Annotated in this window: 16 protein-coding genes and 4 pseudogenes; 8 read left to right on the top strand and 12 right to left on the bottom strand. The window is 64.6% G+C overall.

Going from position 1 to position 20,127, the window contains the following annotated elements; all coding sequences use genetic code 11:
- Positions 1–158 precede the first annotated feature (158 nt).
- Entirely contained in the window at positions 159–2,345 is a 2,187-nt protein-coding gene (locus tag BLS74_RS02555; RefSeq protein WP_139191614.1) for a S8 family serine peptidase, read from the top strand.
- 938 nt (positions 2,346–3,283) lie between these two features.
- On the opposite strand, the pseudogene BLS74_RS34945 reads toward BLS74_RS02555, so the two are convergent.
- From BLS74_RS34945 to BLS74_RS02515, 9 genes and pseudogenes are all read right to left on the bottom strand, one after another.
- Positions 3,284–3,436 (bottom strand): annotated as a pseudogene (locus BLS74_RS34945) (MFS transporter); the annotation flags it as partial.
- A gap of 204 nt (positions 3,437–3,640) precedes the next feature.
- On the bottom strand, positions 3,641–4,111 hold the full coding sequence (locus BLS74_RS02540) for a DM13 domain-containing protein (RefSeq protein ID WP_093102727.1): 471 nt from the start codon (positions 4,109–4,111) through the stop codon (positions 3,641–3,643).
- 248 nt (positions 4,112–4,359) lie between these two features.
- Positions 4,360–4,566: a hypothetical protein gene (locus tag BLS74_RS02535; protein WP_093102726.1), complete on the bottom strand. Its 207-nt coding sequence runs from the start codon at positions 4,564–4,566 to the stop codon at positions 4,360–4,362.
- Between the two features lie 42 nt (positions 4,567–4,608).
- Positions 4,609–5,034, bottom strand: a pseudogene (locus tag BLS74_RS35635) (LysR substrate-binding domain-containing protein).
- Positions 5,035–5,260: 226 nt separating this feature from the next.
- Complete coding sequence (locus tag BLS74_RS35500; RefSeq protein WP_280142601.1) at positions 5,261–5,698, bottom strand: LysR substrate-binding domain-containing protein; 438 nt, start codon at positions 5,696–5,698, stop codon at positions 5,261–5,263.
- Between the two features lie 28 nt (positions 5,699–5,726).
- Positions 5,727–6,041 (bottom strand): annotated as a pseudogene (locus BLS74_RS35495) (LysR substrate-binding domain-containing protein); the annotation flags it as partial.
- Positions 6,005–6,193 (bottom strand): LysR family transcriptional regulator, encoded by a 189-nt coding sequence (locus tag BLS74_RS34930; protein WP_244503725.1) that lies wholly within the window; start codon positions 6,191–6,193, stop codon positions 6,005–6,007. The pseudogene BLS74_RS35495 and the gene BLS74_RS34930, both read right to left, overlap by 37 nt.
- A gap of 104 nt (positions 6,194–6,297) precedes the next feature.
- Positions 6,298–7,356 (bottom strand): DUF3500 domain-containing protein, encoded by a 1,059-nt coding sequence (locus BLS74_RS02520; protein WP_093102724.1) that lies wholly within the window; start codon positions 7,354–7,356, stop codon positions 6,298–6,300.
- 400 nt (positions 7,357–7,756) lie between these two features.
- The gene (locus BLS74_RS02515; RefSeq protein WP_093102723.1) at positions 7,757–8,224 is read right to left on the bottom strand and encodes a ferritin-like domain-containing protein; all 468 of its coding nucleotides are present in this window, start codon (positions 8,222–8,224) and stop codon (positions 7,757–7,759) included.
- Positions 8,225–8,714: 490 nt separating this feature from the next.
- Between BLS74_RS02515 and BLS74_RS02510 the strand changes: the two genes are divergently transcribed.
- Both BLS74_RS02510 and BLS74_RS02505 read left to right on the top strand, forming a co-directional pair.
- Positions 8,715–10,679, top strand: coding sequence for an adenylate/guanylate cyclase domain-containing protein (locus BLS74_RS02510; RefSeq protein ID WP_093102721.1), 1,965 nt, complete (start codon positions 8,715–8,717; stop codon positions 10,677–10,679).
- Positions 10,676–11,701 carry a dienelactone hydrolase family protein gene (locus BLS74_RS02505; RefSeq protein WP_093102720.1) on the top strand — a complete coding sequence of 342 codons (1,026 nt, stop codon included), beginning with the start codon at positions 10,676–10,678 and terminating at the stop codon, positions 11,699–11,701. The genes BLS74_RS02510 and BLS74_RS02505 overlap by 4 nt, the downstream gene beginning before the upstream one ends.
- A 350-nt stretch (positions 11,702–12,051) precedes the next feature.
- Here BLS74_RS02505 and BLS74_RS02500 read toward each other — a convergent pair whose 3' ends face one another.
- Positions 12,052–12,597, bottom strand: a complete 546-nt coding sequence (locus BLS74_RS02500; protein WP_093102718.1) for a hypothetical protein — start codon at positions 12,595–12,597, stop codon at positions 12,052–12,054.
- A gap of 726 nt (positions 12,598–13,323) precedes the next feature.
- Here BLS74_RS02500 and BLS74_RS02490 point away from each other — a divergent pair.
- The 5 genes and pseudogenes from BLS74_RS02490 (at position 13,324) to BLS74_RS02475 (ending at position 18,544) form a co-directional block, all read left to right on the top strand.
- A complete protein-coding gene (locus tag BLS74_RS02490) occupies positions 13,324–14,244 on the top strand; it encodes an MBL fold metallo-hydrolase (protein ID WP_093102715.1) in 921 nt (306 codons plus the stop codon).
- A 665-nt stretch (positions 14,245–14,909) separates the two neighbouring features.
- Positions 14,910–15,023: pseudogene (locus tag BLS74_RS34265) on the top strand (IS6 family transposase); the annotation flags it as partial.
- A gap of 253 nt (positions 15,024–15,276) precedes the next feature.
- Positions 15,277–17,451, top strand: coding sequence for a catalase/peroxidase HPI (katG, locus tag BLS74_RS02485; RefSeq protein ID WP_093103238.1), 2,175 nt, complete (start codon positions 15,277–15,279; stop codon positions 17,449–17,451).
- 287 nt (positions 17,452–17,738) lie between these two features.
- A complete protein-coding gene (locus BLS74_RS02480; protein ID WP_093102713.1) occupies positions 17,739–17,969 on the top strand; it encodes a hypothetical protein in 231 nt (76 codons plus the stop codon).
- 338 nt (positions 17,970–18,307) lie between these two features.
- Positions 18,308–18,544: a hypothetical protein gene (locus tag BLS74_RS02475; protein WP_093102711.1), complete on the top strand. Its 237-nt coding sequence runs from the start codon at positions 18,308–18,310 to the stop codon at positions 18,542–18,544.
- A 208-nt stretch (positions 18,545–18,752) separates the two neighbouring features.
- On the opposite strand, the gene BLS74_RS02470 is transcribed toward BLS74_RS02475, so the two are convergent.
- Together BLS74_RS02470 and BLS74_RS02465 are read right to left on the bottom strand one after the other, a co-directional pair.
- Complete coding sequence (locus BLS74_RS02470; protein WP_093102710.1) at positions 18,753–19,607, bottom strand: PA4780 family RIO1-like protein kinase; 855 nt, start codon at positions 19,605–19,607, stop codon at positions 18,753–18,755.
- A gap of 251 nt (positions 19,608–19,858) precedes the next feature.
- On the bottom strand, positions 19,859–20,065 hold the full coding sequence (locus BLS74_RS02465) for a hypothetical protein (protein ID WP_244503724.1): 207 nt from the start codon (positions 20,063–20,065) through the stop codon (positions 19,859–19,861).
- Positions 20,066–20,127: the final 62 nt, after the last annotated feature.

Genomic DNA, 20,127 nt, shown 5'->3' with positions numbered 1-20,127 from the left:
AGTCGCTCATCAGGACGGCTCCCTCCGACCTTCTGCCGCTGGGCGGGCTCCGCCAACTTGTTCGACATGCATAGGTCACGGTCTATTGCTTACTGGGGATGTCGAGATCACCGACCCCTATGTACGATGCGCCGGTCCGCATTCTCGAAAGGGATCCCATGTCCAAGACTGACACGGTCAATCGCAGACCCGGCTATGCCGTCGAACTTCAAGCTGGCGAGGTGGTGCCGCGCGGACGAGCGATCGTGATTAGCGCTGACGCTGCAGTCTCGCCCGAGGCTTGGCGCGGCATCGCGGTAGCAGGCCAACGTGTCAACGTCAAAGCGCAGGCCGACGGCCGCGGTGCAGCGATCGACACGTCGACACTCACGCCAGGCTCGCACATGCTGCGGGTGGAGGAACTGTGGTCCAAACGCTCAGGCAAGAGCTTGCCGGACTCCGAGATCCCATTTGTCGTGGTCGACACAAGCGCCCCGCTGCCGCGCGACACCGTGATCCGCCATGCGGTACGTCTGCGCTTTGACGATCTCAAGGTCAGCCGCAGCCCACTGATCGGCCCCTGTGCGGCGGGCATGGTCGAAGTCTTCAAGTCCGAGGACCGCAAGTCGCGCAAGCCCGCGCAACTGGCCTTCGATGCACAAGGCAAGCGCATCGACATCGACCGCGAGTTTGCCGAGCTTGCACGGCGTCAGCACAAGGTCTACGGCAAGCTGCACCCCGCACTGCACGCGCGCATCGAGGCTCAGCCAGCACGCAAAGTACCCGTGGCGGTTTGGCTGGACAGTCCGGAGGCCGAACTTCCGGACAAGCCAGCGCGGGGCGTGGTCCGCCGCCGCCTCCCTGCAGAGGCCAAGGCACTAGAGGAAGGGCAGGCTGCGGCTGCCCGCTTCACGAAGGTAGCGGAGCGACAAGGCATGAAGATAGACCGCATCGACAGCGCTGCGCCGGTGGTCTTCGGTACCGTCGCCGCCGACCGCGTGGCCGAGCTCGCTACTTTGCCCGAGGTGGCCGCGGTGTTCCTGCACCAGACAGAAGGTATTGATGACCTCGGTACTTCCATAGGCATCGCCAACGCCGACGATGCGCATGCCTTGGGCTTCACCGGCACCGGCATCAACGTGGCCGTCTACGAGCTGGGCCCCGACGACACCAGCCTCCTGGATATCACCGATCAATTCGACAGCAGCCCGGCGACGAGCCAGCATTCGCGACATACACACGGCATCATCAAGAACGTCGAGCGCAACGCGCCCCATGGCCACGCACCCGACTGCAACCTGCATTCCGCCAACAGCCGCGACATTGACGCGCTCCGCTGGGCAGTGCAGGACCGCGAGTGCACGGTGATCAGCCAGAGCTTCCATCGTCCCGACGAGCAGACTTCTGCCGGCCTGTCGTTCGATGACGTCTACAAGGACCATCTGGCGCTCCACTGGCCCTATCCGACCATTTGCGAAGCGGCTGGCAACGGCGCGGACACCGAGTTCGTCAACCACAAAGGCTTCAACCGCCTGGCCGTGGGTAACCACAACGACGCGGCCGGCGGAATGGCCTCGGATTCGGTGTTCCGCAACCCCGGTTCTTCGCACGGTGACCGCGAGTTGCCCGAGATCGCCGCCAACGGCACCGGTGTCACTGCCGTAGAGCTGACCCTCGGCGGCACGAGCATGGCAGCCCCGGCCGTGGCCGGCGGCGTGGCACTGATTCAGCAAGCGAACGCGACCCTGCGCTCGTGGCCCGAAGGCTGCCGCGCCATCATGATGGCCGCCGCCTGGCGCAACCCGGCCGGGAGCACGTGGCGAAACGATGTGGTGGCTGGCGTCGACGCGTCCGACGGCGCCGGAGCCATCGACACGAACGCCGCTGTGCAGATCGCTCGCGCCCGCCGCGGCCGCAACAATACGCCGGCGCGCCGCGGCTTTGACGTCGGCACGGTCGTGTCGGCTGATGTCGGCGCCGACGGCTTCCTGACCTATGTTTACCGCATCAGCGTGCCCCGCGTGCTGCTGTCGCCCACCGTCAAGGTCGCACTGGCATGGGATTCGAAGATCACGATGCTCAGCATCCTTGGCATCAAATTGCCGATCGCATCGGTCCTGGCGGTCGACCTTGATCTGCACGTGCGGGATTCAACCGGCGCGACGGTGGCCTCGAGCGATACGTGGGACAACAGCTATGAGATCGCCGAGTTCGCGGCGCGACGTGGCGAGACCTACGAAATCCGAATTCGGCGCTGGTCGGGGACCGACAACGTGTGGTTCGGTGTGGCATGGGAGGTGCGCGGAATCGACTTCGTCATCGATCGATTCGCCGAGGCGTCACAGGTTGTCCTGGGTCGACGCTAAAGTTCGCGAATCCCGGCTACGGCCCGAACCACGCCGTTCCACTATCCCCCTTCAAAGCCCGCCTCGCGCGGGCCTTTTTCTCGACGCTGCCCTGCCCTACCCTGCGAAGCGCCTTGTGCGGGCCTGGCGCCCATTTCCGCCGATCCGCCTTGCATCGCGCCAACGGCTGTCTTTGCGGGTGCGCCGCAGCTATTTCTTCGTTGATGCAGCTGAGGGGGTTGCCGGCGTTGCCGGTGTCGCAGGGGTGGCGGGTGCAGCTGGGGAAGTTGCCGTCGCAGGAGTCGCAGGAGTCGCAGGAGTCGCCGGGGTCGCTGGGGGTGGCGGGCGTGGCCGGTGTCGCCGCGTTGGCTGATCCGGTGGCACTCGCATTGGAGGTCGATGAGTTGCCGGGGCCGCTTCCGGAGGCCGAGGCCGCTCCAGACCCGCCGCCAGATGCGCCCCCGCCAGAGCCTCCACCGCCGCCGGCCCCGCCGCCGGCGCCACCCCCGCCTCCACCTCCGCCCCCGGCTGCGTAGATCGAGGGCGCGATGCTGGCGCCAAGGACAAGGGCAATGAGAGCAGGTGCAATGGACCGTTGCTGCAGTTTCATCTGAGATCCTTTGAGAATGATCGGGCGTCAAATATCACCGCCCAGTTCACCGTAGGCAGTGGGTCAGAGCAGCGGGAGCCCGAAAAAAAACGCCAATCAACAGGGCTCTTGCCCCGACCCGAAACGACCGCGGCCTTTTTCGATCGTCCGCTGAAATTGAAGCGGAAATGCCAGGCCAAGCATGTCAGCGCTGGCTGAGCACCCCCGGCGCCAGCTCAGAAGCCGCTCATCATCGATCCCCCTTCTTGTGGGAGCGCGCAGGCGCGTCTCAAGGGTGAGACGCCTTGGTTCGGCCAAGTCCTCCCGCTTGGGTTCGACCGGGACAGCAGCATGCCGCAGCGCCAATGGAATGCGCGATCGCGGCCAACCGCGCCGACAGCAGCGCATGGAAACGCTGCAACACGCTGAACTCCAGCACGCGCCCCGCTACCTGCGCCGGTCCCACCAGGGCCGCAACGGATACTGCCAGCGCGAAGCCCACGCCGGTCGCCTGCAGCGCCCGGCCGCGCAAGCGAATGACGGCGCCAACACCGCATTACGCAGCGTCATGAACTCGAGACCGCCGCACGTCGATGTGCTGGAGAGCCTGTTGGCGAAAGACCCGGCGCCACGACGCTTACGGTGTCCATGCATGCAGCGGCGACGGATTCGTCGGACTTTCAGACAGGCGGCCTTCACGCCACTCTCTCGCGTTGGCGCATCCGCGTCATCGGTACTGGGCCGCAGTGATGAACTGGCCGAACGATTCGCACCAGACGATGACTGTGTTGTAGGCCGTCGGATCGGCAGATGCCGGCATCGGCACGATGAAGTTCTCGAAGGTTTTCACATCGCCTACGCGCAGCATCTTCGGCTTCAGCCGCAGGAAGTCGGCTTCGGTCTGAACGAACTCCGGAGCGAGATAGAGCTTGTAGTCAGGCCCGGGCGCGATCTTGCCTTGCAACGATACCGCGCTGCGGCTCACCGCCACCGTGCCCTCACCCCAGTGCAGGGCATCGCTGTCTGTCAGGTCGCGCCTGAACCGGCCGGTGAACTGCGCTTGCGCGGCCAATGCCGTGACTTCGGCCTGCGCGGGCCCGGGCGGCGCCGTGAGAATGGGTAAGGCATAGATACCCGCGCCGAAGCCCGTAGCGGCCACGAGAGCGTGCGAAACAATGAGCAGGAGGATCTTCTTCATGAGTCTCCTTCGAATGCGTCGCAGTTCACGGGTTTGAGAAAGACGCCGACATGGGGCGCGCGCCCAAGGCGTCGCTAGGGTCAGCCCATTCTGATCCGCCATGGCGCTCTCGAAAAGATAGCGATTGCCGCCTTGCGCGAAGTTCCAGCGCGTTGCCGCCTTGGGTGCATCGACTCCACGTCCGTTCCAACGCATGCGCTGACACAAGCCAGCGTGAAATGAAGCAACGCCCCATCCCCTTCGCCAGACTAGGGTGCTGCGTCAAGCGCCTTGATCGCCGCGATTGCCTCGTGCCTGGCCTCGATGAGCGCCTGTTCCTCCGAGTGCGTACCGGTTTGAACATTCTCAACCGGCAACCGATCATCGATCTGGAACGACCACCCCCAACGCGATTCAGTTTGCCAGACTTTGATCTCGACCTGGTGCCCGTGGTGTTCGAAGCTCGTGTCCGCCATGTCGTGCCTCCTGCAGTTGGAGTCACAGTATGAAGCAGCGGCCTATTCGCTTCTCCCGCTCCCATGGTCCATGACCATGCCGGGTTCGAACGGCAGGAAGGTCAGGCCCCCGCCGCGATGCTCCAGAGCGGTGATGGGATCGACCAGCGACACGCCGAGGCCGGTGGCCACCATGGCGCAGACGCCGACCGACACCTGCGTTTCGACCTGCAGCCTGCGTTCGATGCCGTAGGAAGCGAAGAGCGCGTCGATATGCAACCGCGACTCGAGCGGATATGGTTGCGAGACGAATCACTCGCCTGCCAGGTCCGCCGGCCGGATCCGCTTTCGTTTCGCGAGCGGGTGATCGCTCGGCATCACGCAGACCATTCGAGTCGAGATCGGCCGCTCGCCGTGCGTGCTCGAGTGGCTCATTGGAAGAATTACGAAGCCGACATCGCAGCGCTCGACTCCGCTCGCGCGCGGCATGCTGTCCGGCAAGGTCCGCAGCCTCGACCAGCTGGAGCCGAACGATGTGCGCCGGAAGTACCCTCGGTTTTCACCAGAGACTTTCCGAGGAACGTGGCCCTGGTGGATCGCTTGGGTGATGTGGCGCAGAAGGAGTTCCGCATTTTGCAAGCAACGCGCTCCCGCTGTGGAGCGGAAGTTCAGATGGAGGTTGAAGGAGGATAAGGGGTCTGTTGCCGCCCGGCGGTCATGGAACTCCGGTTCGCCCGCGAGTCTGTGGAACCCCGAGGCCCCCGAACAGCGCGCTGCCGAGATCATTCGACTTCGCGTCGAACGCGCTGGTTTGAAACAGATTCGAGAAGTCGCAGACCTCCTGCGCCAGCTCGGCAATCGACGACATCAACGAGCTCTGGCCGCCGCTTCGGTACAGCGCCACGTAGTTCACCAGGGGCAAGGCGGGCGATGTCTTCAGAACCGCCAGCGCACGTCGATCGATGAGAGGCTTCAGACAGGCGCGCGGCAGGTAGCTGACGCCGATGCCTGCCACCGTGAATCCGATGAGTGCGAGCATGTTGTTGCTGTTGATGGTCCTCGCCTGCGCGAGGGCCAATGGGCGCAGCCAGGGTTCGAAGAGGATCGCGGTGCCGGACGTTCCGCCCCTGTGTAAGGATCGTGGTGGTGGCAGCCAGCTCGTCCTGCGTCACCAGTCGCGAGCTTGGCAGGAGGCCGGGCTTGCACATCCAGACGACCTGCACCGTGCCCAGATGCAACTTTGACAGTCGGGGCTGTGCCACCGCCTCGGGAACGATGATGAGATCCATCTCGTCGGCCAGCAGCCTGTCGCGCAGGCTCGCGCTCGCATCCACGTCGGGTTCGATCAAGACCTTCGGGTAGTTCTTGCGAAGCAGCTGGACGAAGCGAGGCAGCCAGGTGATGGCCGTCAGTTCGGTGACGCCGATGCGTACGCGGCGCGAGATGACGGCCGGATTGCTCAGTTGCTCGACTGCGGCATCGTGCTGCTCGAGCAACCGCTGGCCAGATGCAGCACTTCGGCGCCCTTTTCCGACAGCTTGGCATTCCGCTGGGCGCGGTCGAACAACGGCGCGCCGAGCGAGGACTCCAGCTCCTGCACGCGCTTGGAGATGGCCGACTGGGTGGTGTTGAGCTTGCGCGCTGGCATAGCGCAATGCCGCAGGATGTGCCCCAAATTGTGGATTCAGCACAGCTGCCGCCAAGCCGCGCCCAACGAAGGCAAGCCAAGTGAACCTTGGCAGAACGCGACATTCAGTGCCGGTGGCTGCTTGCACGCGCGCGGCGGTAGTGTTCGCCGAGCACGTCGCGCCCCCAGTCACCCTGGAAGTCGCGCCACACGCTGTGGATGTGGTTGCCGCCCGAGTTGTCCCATTCGATCAAAAAGCGCGCGCCCTGGACGCGCCAGTAGTGCGGCTGGCCGCGCTCGGTGGCGCCGGCCCATCCGAAGCGGATGCCGTCCAGGCCGCCCGCACGCACGCGTTCCAGTCGTTGCTGCGCCAACGACGATTCGGCCACCGAGGCCTGCGACTCGATGATGCGCAGCAGCAAGGCTTGCTGCGCTGCGTCCATGGCGCTGAAGGCCACACCCGCAGGTGCCAACGGGTCCGGCTGGGCGGCATTGCGCGTGACGATGTCACCGAACGGCCGGGCACTGAAGATGGCCTGCTGGCGCTGCGCCGGCGAGAGCGCGGCCAGCAGCGCAAAGGCGCGGTCTTCCTCCTCGCCCAGCGCGCGCTGGCCCTTGCGCGGGCCCTTGTTGGCGATGTCGCGCGGCACCTGCGCCGGATTGGCACCCAAAAACTGCGGCAGCGTGGCCACTACCTGGCCGTCGGCCAGCGTGAAGTGCAGCGAGAGATGGTGCCCTTCAATACGCCAGCCCCAGGGCGAAGTGGAGTCCGGCGTGCCGAACAACGCGATGGCGTAGTTCTCCGGATCGCGCGAGAGGCCGAAGGATTCGATCTCGCGCAGCGCGATCTCCAAGGCGATGATGGCCTGCACCTTGACCAGCCCCGGCTCCGACAAGGCCGCGGCCAGCAACTGCTGCGCTGCCTGGCGCTGTGCATCCTCCATGGTCTTGAACGCAATGCCGGGCCGGCTACGCGGCGTGTAGTTCCAATCGCCGCGCGCCTCCAGCGTGAACGGCCGCAGCAGCTCTGGCTGCTGCCCCGCCGGCGTCGCCTCCAACAGCGCCCGCGCCGCGGCCGTCATCGCCTGAGCCGCGCGGCCGGTGTCGGCTGCGGCGGCGGCAAGGGGCACCACGGTGAGCAAGGTCCAGCAGGTCATCCAGGCGGAGAGAGTGCGCAGCAGCATGGTTGGTCTTCTACCTGAAATGACCAATGAACAGGTGCAAGAATGCCTGAGTTGGGGTGGCGAGTCGAGTTGGGGGTCATAGCACTTGCGACTCACGCGGCACAAGGGCGGGTGCGGCGGTGAGGATCCGATATGCAGCGGGAGGCTGTCATTGAGATAGCCACCGCGAACCCTTCTCTGTGCTCGCCATGATGCTTGCCTTCATGTGCTGGATGCGCTCGATGCGGTCACCCACATACTCGGGCTCGATGAACGGATGAGCTTCTTGCACACGCCAGGATGGCCCAAGCGTTTCGCAAGGCAGTCCACCGGCCGAAACGCTGGGGAGGGTCGCGCCTGCTTCGGCTCCGGCGCGGGGCCAGTACGCCATTCATGATGCCGACTGCGGGCGGCAGAACGCTCAGGGCACCGGCTTCGACGAGAACGCCGCCACGTCGCCTGGCTTGCGCAGCATCTTGTCGACGTCCGCGGCGTGCAACTCCTCGGCGTGGATCATCTGCCGCGCGAACTCCTCCAGCGCCACCGAGCGGCCTTCCACATGCGACAGCAGCTCGCGGTACAGGGCCAGCGCGCGCGCCTCGGTGTCAAGCGATTCGCGCAGCATGGCGGCGATGTCGTGTTGGTGCGAATCGAGCAGTGGCCCGATCGCGAGCGAGGGGTAGTCGCCGAGCGTGGTGATCCACTCGCCGACCTGCTGCGCGTGCAGCAGCGATTCGTTGGCCTGTTCGCGCAGCCACGAGACGATGGGAATGCGGCCGAAGCCGAACACTAAGAAGGAGTAGTGCGTGTAGCGCACCACGCCGGCCAGCTCGGCTTCAAGTAGCCGGTTGAGCACGGAGACGACCTTCGCTTGATCGAACTGTTCCATGTCAGCGCTTCCGGTGAGGGGGAGCAAATTATGCGCCGCGCGCCGCACTGCTGCGAGGTGAGCGTAGTCGCGGCACGATCACGGCGAAAGACAACGGATCCAACGGCGTCTTGACGAGTCCGACCCGCATCACGTTCCGTCGACCAAGAAGCACGGGGGATCATTTGTCGCCCATAGAAGCTTGTCGACACGGTTGTGCGTGTATTTAGCAATCTCATCCATTCCGAGCGCCAAAGCAGCATGCGGCCCTGGCCAGAATGATCAGATTGCATCCCAACTGCCAATGCGACTTCATCAGGATGCGGTATCACTTGCCCCAGCCTGCGCCGCCGCTGTCCGCCATCACAAGCGCGAGCGGGATGATCATCATGTCTTCGACGACCATGCAGGGCGGCGCTAAAGCCTAAAGCCACGGTGCTCATTTGGCGTTTCGGCGCTCGGGCTTGACAATGGCGCAGACGCAGTAAGGGTTGCTTAGACGCAAGCTGCCATGCAAAACGGCATCCGACATCGACTCCTGGCGATCCTGGCAGCGGATGCGGTCGGCTATTCGCGATCGATGTCTTTCGACGACTTGGGCACGTTGAGCGCGCTGGATGAGGCCCGCCAGGTCTTTCGAAGCCATGTCGAGGCGGCCAGCGGACGAGTGGTCGACACATCCGGGGATTCGGTGCTGGCTGTGTTCGACACGGCGATTGGCGCAGTGCGGGCGGCCGTTGAGATCCAGGAAGATCTCGCGACACGGGCCGACGCTGCGCCCGAGCACCTTCGATTGCTGTTTCGCATCGGCATCCACGTCGGCGACCTGATCGAGAAGCCGGATGGCACGGTCTATGGCGATGGCGTCAACATCGCGTCGCGCCTGCAGGCGGTGGCGGAGCCGGGAGGCGTTGTCGTCTCCCACGCTGTGCAGGAGTTCGCCTCGGACCGCACAGGCGCTGCCTTCGAGGACATCGGCCAACAGAAGGTAAAGAACATCGCAAAGTCCATCAGCGCGTTGCGCCTGCTGCGGGCACCCCGGGTGACTAGGACTGACGAACTGGCGAGGGCTCCGTTGGTGGAGCAGGCAAGAATCACCCACCGACATTTCGCGCCAAACGCAGTGGACGTGACCGTTCGGACATCCCGGCGCGCGCGCCGTTGGCGCTGGGTGGGTTCCGGCGCTCTGGTTGTCGTCACCTTCCTTGCCGCCGGTGCCGCCTGGCAGTGGCATGCGACCCCCACGCTGAATATCGACGAGGAGGTGATAAATCGGCGAGCGCTCGCCGTGCTCGCCCTCAATGACAAGCGGGGCAAGGCCGCGGGGTCATCGCTCGGCGATGACCTGGCGGACAGCATCGGCGCCCAACTCGTGCGCGGCGGCGTGCGAGTGATCGAGCGCGGCGCTACCGTCCGGCAAGATCCAGCGGCACCGGAGTTCGAGCGAATCGGTCGGGAGCAAGCTGTCCGGTTCGTGCTGGGTGGGCGGGTGATCCGCGACCGCGACGCAGTCCGGGTGACCACCTACCTGACGGAAATTGCTTCCGGCGCTGTCTATCGGCTGCACGAGGCCGAGTTCAAGAGCGACGACGACGCCACTCGGTCGAACTATGGGCATCAGGTGGCGATCGCCTTGACGGCGCGCTACTACGAGATAGAGACCGTTCGGGCAAGGCTCCCCGGCCACGAAAAGGATCCCGTGGACGCCATCGTGCTGGCTTGGCGCGACCTGAACCGAGGGAACACAAAAGAGGATCTGGAGCGGGCCCGCCACCGATTTGAGTTCGCGGCGAAAGCCGATCCGAATTCGGTCGACGCGTCTGTTGGCCTGGGCGTGGCGCACATGATGGAGTTCTACTACTTCTACAGCGAGTCGCCCCGCGATAAGCTGGACATCACCGAGAAGGTGCTGAAGAGAGCGCTCGATCTCGGGCCGGGCAATGCTCAGAATCTCTCGGCCTGGGCAGAAATGCTGATTCTTCGACAAAAGCCCGAGGAGGCGTTCTGGGTCTGGCGAAGAGCGTTCGAGATCAACCCCGACTATCAGATCGGCCATCTGCGCATGGCGAGTGCACTGATCCGACAGGGACGCTTGGCGGAAGCCCTGGAGCACATCAACAAAGTCAACGACCTGCAGGCCTATCAGACGCACCCGCAGCAGTGGCTCATCCAAAGCCGGGCCGATGCCGCGTTTGCCCAGGGGCACGACGACCAAGCCTACGAGATCCTGCGGAACTGGGCAGCCGAGTTCCCGAACAACGGCCGGCCCTACCTCATGCTCGCTGCGATCGATGCGTTGCACGGCCGGAAGGCCGCCGCCGCGGCCAACATGGCCAAGCATCGTCAACTGGTGCCCCTGAGCAATATCGATTACGTCGTTCTAACTTACCCGTCGACAGACCCAGGCTTCCTTGCACAACGCGAGCGGCTTGTGGCAGGTCTTCGAAGGGCAGGCCTTCCGGAGGACAGCAAATGACAAGGGTCTATTCGACTTTCTACCGAACGATCGCGCTGGCAGTGACGGCACTCCTTGCGGCTGCCGGACATGCGCAGATAGAGCAGCTCGTACCGCCGCCGTTCGGGGGGGGGAGGCCGACGGTTCCGGTGCCGCTTACCTACGCACAGCCCCAGGGAGGTGCGTTGATGACTTTCAAGTCCCCTCGAGAAGGTGCGCCCGAGTTTGCGATCAAAGGTGTCCTCTTCAAACCCACCGGGGCAGCCAGGGGCGCAGTGGTGATCGTCAATGCATCGGACGGATGGAGCGACGTCCGAGAGGGCCACTACGCCAGGTCCATCAGTTCAGCCGGCTACGCCGTGCTGGCCGTCGATACGTACGGTCCGCGAGGCGTCACGGGTGCGTCAACCGATAACACGACGATCACCACATATGAGCAGACCCGTGACGCATTCGCAGCGAAGAGGTACCTGGCCTCCCTCGGCTATCCGGGCGACCGCATGGCCATCATGGGAGCCGGCCGAGGCGGAACCATTGCCCTGCTTGCTGCCGACCGGACCTTCATGCAGGAGGAGAAGGAAGAGCGCTTCGCCGTTGCAATGGCCGTCGGCGCGGCATGCTTTCTTCACCCACGGGAGCCGAAACCGAGCGCAAATGTGTTCATGGCGATCGGCGACAAAGACCAAGTCGCAGGCGTCAAGCCATGTCAAGACCTAGCGAACGAGTACGCCGCGGCCGGCGGCAAAAGTACGGTCAAGGTGTATCCCGGGGCCACCAGCGGTTTCGACGGGGACCCGGTGAATCGAACGATGTACCGCTACGCGCGAACGGAGACGTTCGTCAACTGCAACGTGGTGGTCGAGCCCGACGGACGGTCTATCTACGGGGGCAAGACATTTGCGGAAACCGACTCCCGCGCATTGTTCGTGGAGATGCGCAAGTCCTGCATCAAGAATGGTGTATCTGGCTATACGAACGTAACTCAAAAAGCCAATGTCACGCTCGATTTGATCGACTTCCTGGACGCCAACTTTCGGCATTGACAGGACCGCCGCATGAACACCTTCATCCACGAAACGGTCGGAACGGAAGATGTTTCATGCCACGGCGCTCTCGCCCCAGACCGGGCCGACGATGCGCGAGCTCGCGGGGCGCCGGCAATGTGCCCGCGCGCCGGGAAATGTGTTTGTGTATGTCAGGTTTGGGACAGGCAGGCTCAAAGCCCGAACGACCGGATAGGGCCCGAGAGATGCAGTCGTTACCACCGCTAGGCGGAGATGACGCCAGCCGGCCCTTCGTTAGGCCAGTTGCGGCGCCAAGACATTCACGAGGTGCTGGAGGAAGTTCGCCTGAGGCTGGGTGGACTCGGTATCGCGGCTGAAGGCACCGACATCTACGCCAGCAAGGCGTGTATCCCCGCAAGCCCGAGGAGCATGGCCGCGCCAAGGAAGCCGAGCGCTGCCGGCGTTCGCGACGCGGGCTGTAGGGCCAGCGTTCCCAGGCAGCCCAGGAAGAGGAATGGCAGCGGGACAATGACTGGAAGTGAAAACACCAGGGCGTCCGCGAAGGAAGACCATGTCGCCATACCCTCCGGCGTGGTCCAGCGAGTGCCTATCAACGGCAGAGCGGTTACCGCCATGCACAGGAAGAAGCTCGGAAAGACCCAATCACCGGGCGTCTGCCGCTCGCTTTTGCTAGCCGACGCGCAGCCCCAGTCCACTTCATCGAGCTCGTCCAGCGCCTCCACCCTGCTGGCAGCACCGCGACGGCGGTAACTGCGGCCGCGCAGAACAGGGGCTGCGAGCACGTGGAACCCGAGCACCAAGAGCTTGAACCAGGCAGGCGGTCGTCGCGAGCTGCGGTGATGACGGTCCTCGTCAATGCCGTCGGCGCGTTGGAAGGCCTTTTCCTCGGTAGCTCGTGGGGTATGCGATGTCATGCCGCGCAATGTACTGAGGGCGGGCTAGCCTGCCATCGTCCGAGTTGTGCAGTATCGGCTGGCGCTACTGGGCGTTGCAACGCATGGGTCCTCTCGGGAGGCCGCCTACTCCCCCTTCGGTTCAGCGGGAAGGACAGAATGCGGCCAGGAGCCGAAGTTCGCCAACGGCTGTTTTCGGGTAATCCTGCGACGGCGTTCGGCAAACACATTGATCCCTCGCTGGACACCTGCTTCACGACTGAAAAGGTTTCATCCAGCCCGCGGCCTCGTGACCGCCGCCAGCCGTCAACCCCGTTCTCGGCGTCGGTGGGTTCCGGCTATCTGCGCGAAGCGTGCGACAGACGTGTCGGTTCCTCCTGGGACCCCAAACAACACGCAGCGGCGGGTCTGGCCATAAACGAGTTGCGTCGGATGGCGCGCTCGGTGACCAGCGCGAACCATCGCTCAACCTGGTTGAGCCAGGAACTGTAGGTCGGCGTGAAGTGGATGATCTCTGCGGCCTTCGGGCTCAGTCCTCCTTCATGGTGCTGATTGGTGCGTCTCAGGCACCACTGTGCGCCCGCTTGCAGGCCTACCGCTCGTGCCCCCTCCCTATCTACGATGGAACACATACGGCCTTCTGCCGTGATCCGTGCCCGACAACCCTGAGGTGTTGAACGGAGACTTGCTGCCAGTCGTCCGACTGGTGTGGCCCGGGCAATCGGGCCGTCTATTGGAGATTTCACTATGTTTTCTGTAGATGACACCTTGCGCCCCGGTAGCCAGAGGCGCGACGAGCTGGTTCCGTCCCGTTACGCGCTGCGGGTCGGCGAGATTGACGTGCTGGTGATCAGCGATGGGGTGTTTCCGCTGCCAGCCACGACGTTGGCCACCAATGCCGCCCCGGCCGACCTGGCGGCCTGGCTGGACGACAGGCTCCAGCCGTCGGACGTGTACAAGTGGCCGCTGAACGTGGTCGTGGTGCGTAGCGGCGGCCGGACCGTACTCATCGACGCTGGGATGGGGGCGGAGTACCCGGACTTGCCGCGGGCCGGGGGGCGTCTGGCCATGCGACTGGAGGCCGCCGGCATCGATCCCGCATCCGTGACCGACGTGGTGCTTACCCACCTGCACGTGGACCACGTTGGCGGGCTGCTCGCCGACGGGCTGAAGGGCAGGCTGCGTCCGGACGTGCCGATCCACCTGGCGGCCGCCGAGGCCGAGTTCTGGGCGTCGCCCGATTTCTCCCGCAACTCTTTTCCGCCGCGGATGCCGGACGTGCTTCGGTCGGCCGCCGGGCGGGTCATGGACGAGTACCGCAGCCAGCTGCGGCCGTTCGAGGCGGAGTACGAGGTGGCGCCGGGGGTGGTCGTCTGTCGCACCGGCGGCCACACCCCCGGGCACAGCGTGGTCCGCCTCGCGTCCGGCGACGACCGGCTGACGTTCCTCGGCGATGCCGTGTTCCCGGACCATTTCGACCGACCCGACTGGTACAACGCTTTCGACCACGACCCCGAGGAGGCGGTCCGCGTCCGGGTCCGTCTCTTGCGGGAGCTGGCGGCGACCCGCGAGCCGCTGGTGGCCGCTCACCTGTCGTTCCCGTCCGTCGGCCGGGTGGCGGTCGCCGGCGACGTCTTTCGTTGGGTACCCGTCAACTGGGATTTCTGACCGCTTGTCAAGGAAATAGGCCGAAAGGGGCCTGCTTTAGGGAGCTTCGCCCCCCGGGGAAAGAACAGCACCCTCGACAAATTCATGCCCCATCGCCGAGGCGCGCACGGACCGACCAGACAACCTTCTTTGGCACCTACTGCACCGGATGCAACCGATCGGTCGGCAGGCCTCGGCAGAAGTTGTTCAGTCGCGCAGCTCGAGGACACGGCTGCTGGCGTTCCTCTTCATCGTGGCCATCAGCCTTGTAGCCAGTGTCCTGACGTGGGAGGGCTGGACCTCCGTGTACGCAGCTGCCGGCTCCTTGGTGGGTACCTAGGCCATGCATCGCTGAGGGCCTTGAGATCGATGAGGCATATCAAGCCCGCAGCGCCGCCCGTGCGAGGCACCGTGCAACCGCCATCTCGCCCCGCCTGCCCTGGAGGCCCCAGGCGCTGCCAAGATCGAGCCCCCAGCCTCCACAGCCGGAATGGCAAAGGCTCCGCCGCCCTGGATTTCCAAGGCGCAGGGCGCTCGCGGCCAGCCGGCCGCACCCGCCCGCCTGCTGCGCGTTCGAGATCCGAAGCGCGCCCCCTGCTTCGACGGAGTGGTGCTGATGGCATTGAACAGAAGGACGCGTGGAAGCGAAGCGGGCGCTTCTCTCAGCGGCTATGCAGCGATTGCCGAGAATCGACATCGCCGGCATCGAAGACATGCACATGGTCAACATGGGGCAGTTGGCGTATCCCAAAGGCCAAGTCACGGCCGCTGCCCACCAGTTCTACAGCCTGGCGTTTTGAGCCCAGTGCCTCGCAGCCGCCTTCGCTCGTTACAACCTCCTCGTTGCGACAGACGTGATTTCACCGCCAGCGCCCAAAATCCGTCCACCGCCTTCTGAGTCCCCACCCCGCCTACCTGCCATGGTTGCGACCGCGGTCCGTCAACGTGGCAATGCGCTATCACCGTCATAGGCAAAGCGTTTGCCCTATTCGTCCGTGCGGATCCAGAATGTGTAGTTCTGAATCAAAGAACTGGAGATTCACCATGAGCGAGATACAAGCGGAAGCCAAGTGCCCCTTCCACCATGCGGTGGGCCGCGGCAATGTTAATCGTGACTGGTGGCCCAACCAGTTGCGGGTGGACCTGCTTCACCAACATTCCTCCAAGTCCGATCCGATGGGCAAGGACTTCGACTACGCGAAGGAGTTCAAGAGCCTCGACTACGAGTCGCTGAAGAAGGATCTGCGTGCGCTGATGACGGACTCACAGGACTGGTGGCCGGCGGACTTCGGCCACTACGGGCCTCTGTTCATCCGTATGGCCTGGCATAGCGCCGGTACCTACCGTACCGGCGACGGGCGTGGTGGCGGCGGCCGGGGCCAGCAACGCTTTGCGCCCCTCAATAGCTGGCCCGACAACGTCAACCTCGATAAGGCTCGGCGTCTGTTGTGGCCGATCAAACAGAAGTACGGGCGCAAGATCTCGTGGGCCGACCTGATGATCCTGACCGGCAACGTGGCCCTGGAATCGATGGGCTTCAAGACCTTCGGCTTCGGCGGCGGCCGTCCGGACACCTGGGAGCCCGACCAGGACGTCTACTGGGGCAAAGAGACGACGTGGCTGGAGGACAAGCGCTACACCGGCGACCGCGACCTGGAAAACCCGCTCGCTGCAGTGCAGATGGGCCTGATCTACGTCAACCCGGAAGGCCCGAACGGCAACGCGGACCCGCTCTCGGCGGCCAGGGACATCCGCGAAACCTTCGCCCGCATGGCGATGAACGACGAGGAAACCGTCGCCCTGATCGCCGGCGGCCACACCTTCGGCAAGACCCACGGCGCCGGCCCAGCAGACCTCGTCGGCTCGACCCCGGAAGCGGCCGACCTGGAGGAGATGGGCATGGGCTGGAAGAGCACTCACGCCAGCGGCATCGCCGGCGATGCGATCAGCAGCGGCCTGGAAGTCACCTGGTCACAGACGCCGACGCAGTGGAGCAACCACTTCTTCGAGAACCTGTTCAAGTTCGAGTGGGAACCGGTCAAGAGCCCGGCCGGCGCGGGACAGTGGCAGGCCAAGGGCGCTGCGGCGGACATTCCGGATGCCCACGACAAGTCGAAGAAGCGCGTGCCCACCATGCTGACCACCGATCTTTCACTGCGCATCGACCCTGCCTACGAAAAGATCTCGCGGCGCTTCCTCGAGCACCCCGAGCAGCTTGCCGACGCGTTTGCGCGTGCCTGGTTCAAGCTGACGCATCGCGACATGGGCCCGCGCTCGCGCTACCTCGGCCCGGAAGTGCCCGCCGAAGAGCTGATCTGGCAAGACCCGATTCCGAAGGTCGACCATCCCCTTATCGACGACAAGGACATCGCGGCGCTCAAGGCCAAGGTGCTGGCCTCGGGCCTGTCGGTGTCCGACCTGGTGTTGACGGCCTGGGCCTCGGCCTCCACCTTCCGCGGCTCCGACATGCGGGGCGGCTCCGACGGCGGCCGCATCCGCCTCGCGCCTCAAAAGGACTGGGAAGTCAACGAGCCGACCAAGCTGGCCAAGGTGCTCAAGACGCTGGAAGGAATCCAGGGCGAGTTCAACAAGGCACAATCGGGCGGCAAGAAGGTCTCGATGGCCGACCTTATCGTCCTGGCCGGCTGCGCCGGCGTCGAGCAGGGGGCCAAGAACACCGGTCACAACGTGACGGTGCCCTTCACCCCGGGCCGCATGGACGCGTCGCAGGAGCAGACCGATGTGCAAGCCATGGCGGTGCTCGAGCCGGTGGCCGACGGCTTCCGCAACTACCTGAAGAAGGACTATGCGGTTCCCGCCGACGCGCTACTGATCGACAAGGCCCAACTGCTGACGCTGACAGCGCCCGAGATGACGGTGCTGGTGGGCGGCATGCGCGCGCTGGGCGCCAACGTCGGTGCCACCAAGCACGGCATCTTCAGCCAGAAGGAGCACGCGTTGACCAACGAGTTCTTCGTGCGCCTGCTCGACCTGAACACGACCTGGAAGGCTGTGCCCGGCGAGTACAACCTGTACGAGGGAGTTGAACGCAAGACAGGCGAGCGCAAGGGAACCGCGACTCGCGTGGACCTGGCGATCGGCTCCAATTCAGTGCTGCGCGCCCTGGCCGAGGTCTACGGCAGTTCGGACGCGCAGGAGAAGTTCGTGAAGGACTTCATCGCGGCGTGGACCAAGGTGATGAACCTTGGCCGGTTCGACATGGTCTAGACAATCCTCATGGTTGCCGATTCGACGTAGCTTCAAGGCAGTCGCCGTTGCGAGCGCCCGGCGACGCCATCGCATGCAACGCCGTGGTGCTGGCCCTTCGCCAACTGGACCTTGCAGGAGGCCAACGAACGATGGCCTCCTCAAACGCGGCCTGCCGATCGCCAGGCGAAAGCTATGTCTGGTCGCGATTTTCACGAGCAAGATGGTCTTGCCCCGTATGTCCGGACACGGCCTATTCGCAAGTTAACGCCGCTACGCCTATGCAGCCAAGCGCGCAGGAGACAACGATGACGGCCAGCTACGTAGAAATACAAGGCGCCCAGGCGGATATTGACCTCTGGGATGGGTTGATCACGGATCAAAACGCCCTCATCGGCGTCATGATGCAGAAGATGTCCCAAGTCGGATGCACGGATGCAGCATGGCTCGACGAGCGAATCACGGAGGCGGAAAGTATCGAGAATCGCTTAGTCGTCGGACTCGACCGCGCCCAGCGCCGACTGCGGGCATTGATCTAGACATCCCGAGTGCTCGACTCAAGCGGACCAACGTCCGGGAATGATGCGGGGCAAAGGTCGGAATGCGGGCCAGACTGAGGCGCGAGACGAGTATCAAAGCTACCTGTAGCGGGTTGGAATCCGAATCCTTCCGGCTCGCAATCAGCGAGCTCTTCGGCTCACATTCGAAGCGACTGCCGAAGCAACCAACCGGTCCGACCGCATGCAAGGCAGGACGAACGGAGAGCACCCGCCCGCGACAGCCGTCTGCAAGCAAATGTCCCCAGACTGCTCGAAATGCGCCCTCGTCCTGCACAAGTCGACGCCTCGCCCCCCGCCCAAGGCCGTTTCGAGGTGGGATGGTCAAGCTTTCAGCGAAGACCGATGTGCCCCACCATCTCTTGACCATCGACGCGCAGGGCGCTGCGCCAGGCATCCGGAACTCTTCGCTCTATCTGACAGGGCTGCCGGGCACCGAGCAGATCGCACTGCCGGAAGACTCAGATCCGTATGCCTCGGCGCCCGAGGCGTGGCGGCATGCCGAACAGCAGGCCGTGCGCTGGGTGCACGACCGCACCGGCGATGGTCGAGGCTAGTTCTGACGGCGTCCGCAGCTCGCGCACACCGTGCATGGTCATCGCGGCTTGGACGGATGCACGACGTCGCCCCTTCAACATGCGTGTAGCCGAGCGCGAGTTCGACGTGCTCGTCGAGACCGAAGGAGTTGAGGCCGGCGCTAAGGCCATCCAAATTCGGCGCAGTCTCCCGCAGTTCAGCAGCCCGGCCGCGCCGCCCGCAGGGTTGTTAGGCCCGGGTCTCCGAGGAAAGTCGAAGCCGGCGCGCCGCCTCCTCCGCCCGCGCATCGTCGATCTCGCGCATGACATTTCCCAGGTCGACGGCTCCGCTCGCACTCACGTAGGTGCCGGTCAACATCGACTCGGGACGCAGTCCGCCGCTTGCGTAGAGCGCCCACATCTCTTCGCCGTAGTGCGTGCCCAGCAGTTCCGTCGCGAACTGCCCGAAGAAGCCGCGCAGGTTGTCGACGTCTCGCAGCAGCATGCGCTTGGCGTGGTTGTTTCCCGCGGCGTCCACCGCCTGCGGCAGGTCGATGATCACCGGGCCGTCGGCCGCCATCAGCACATTGAACTCCGACAGGTCACCGTGCACGATACCGGCGCAAAGCATGCGGATCACTTCCTTCAGGAGGGTCGCGTGATGGAGGCGCGCCTGTTCGGGTGTGAAGGCGACGTCGTTCAGCCGCGGCGCCGCATCACCGTCGGCATCGGTGACCAGTTCCATCAGCAACACGCCGTCGCAGAAGTTGTGGGGCACCGGCACACGCACACCGGCGGCGGCAAGGCGATAGAGTGCATCGACCTCGGCACTTTGCCAGGCCGCTTCGGTCACTTCGCGGCCGAAGCGGGTGCCTTTCGCCATCGCTCGCGTCTCGCGCGAGTTCCGGACCCGGCGGTTCTCGGTGTAATCGACCGCCTGACGGAAGCTGCGCTTGCTGGCTTCCTTGTAGATCTTCGCGCAGCGCGTCTCGTCGCCACAGCGCACCACGTAGACCATGGCTTCCTTGCCGCTCATCAGCTGGCGCACCACCGTGTCGACGAGGCCTTCGTCAACCAGTGGCTGCAGTCGTGCCGGCGTTCTCACCGGCCGGCCACCGCGCGCACCGGCCCAGCATCGGGCCGTAGGTGACGGCGACCGTCGCACAGCGCGGCGTCGGCTTCGATCACGTTAAACAGGGACCTCTTGAAGTTCATGGTGCATTGTCCCCTGCCCACTTGCTACACGCGGCCCCTGTATAGAGGAACCCTAAAGTCGCGTTTCGCGCGCTCTGCGCGGCAACCTTGCGACCGCCCCATGGCTTGGCCCCCGGTCGCTGTCAGGCCCCGGCTGTGCCGCTAAGGCGATCGGTGCAGGCGTGGCGCGGAGAGCGCGTCGAAACTGTTCTGGATCGCCTCGTTGACGTCGCGCCATCGCGCCGACAGGTTGCCGGCCTCCAGCGCGGACTGCAGCGCGCGCACGTCCTTCGCGCTCGGCGCCACCTTGATTTGAGCGATCGCCGCCGTAGTGTTGCCGGCCTGCAGCAGCACCAGGACCTTTTTCACCCACTCGTTCGGTCGTGCCATGAGTTCCGCTAGTTGTGCATCGGGCGACCAATGTACATCTG

Source organism: Variovorax sp. CF079 (genome assembly GCF_900101545.1).
GTDB lineage: Bacteria > Pseudomonadota > Gammaproteobacteria > Burkholderiales > Burkholderiaceae_C > Variovorax.
This window is presented reverse-complemented; position numbering and strand designations above follow the sequence as displayed.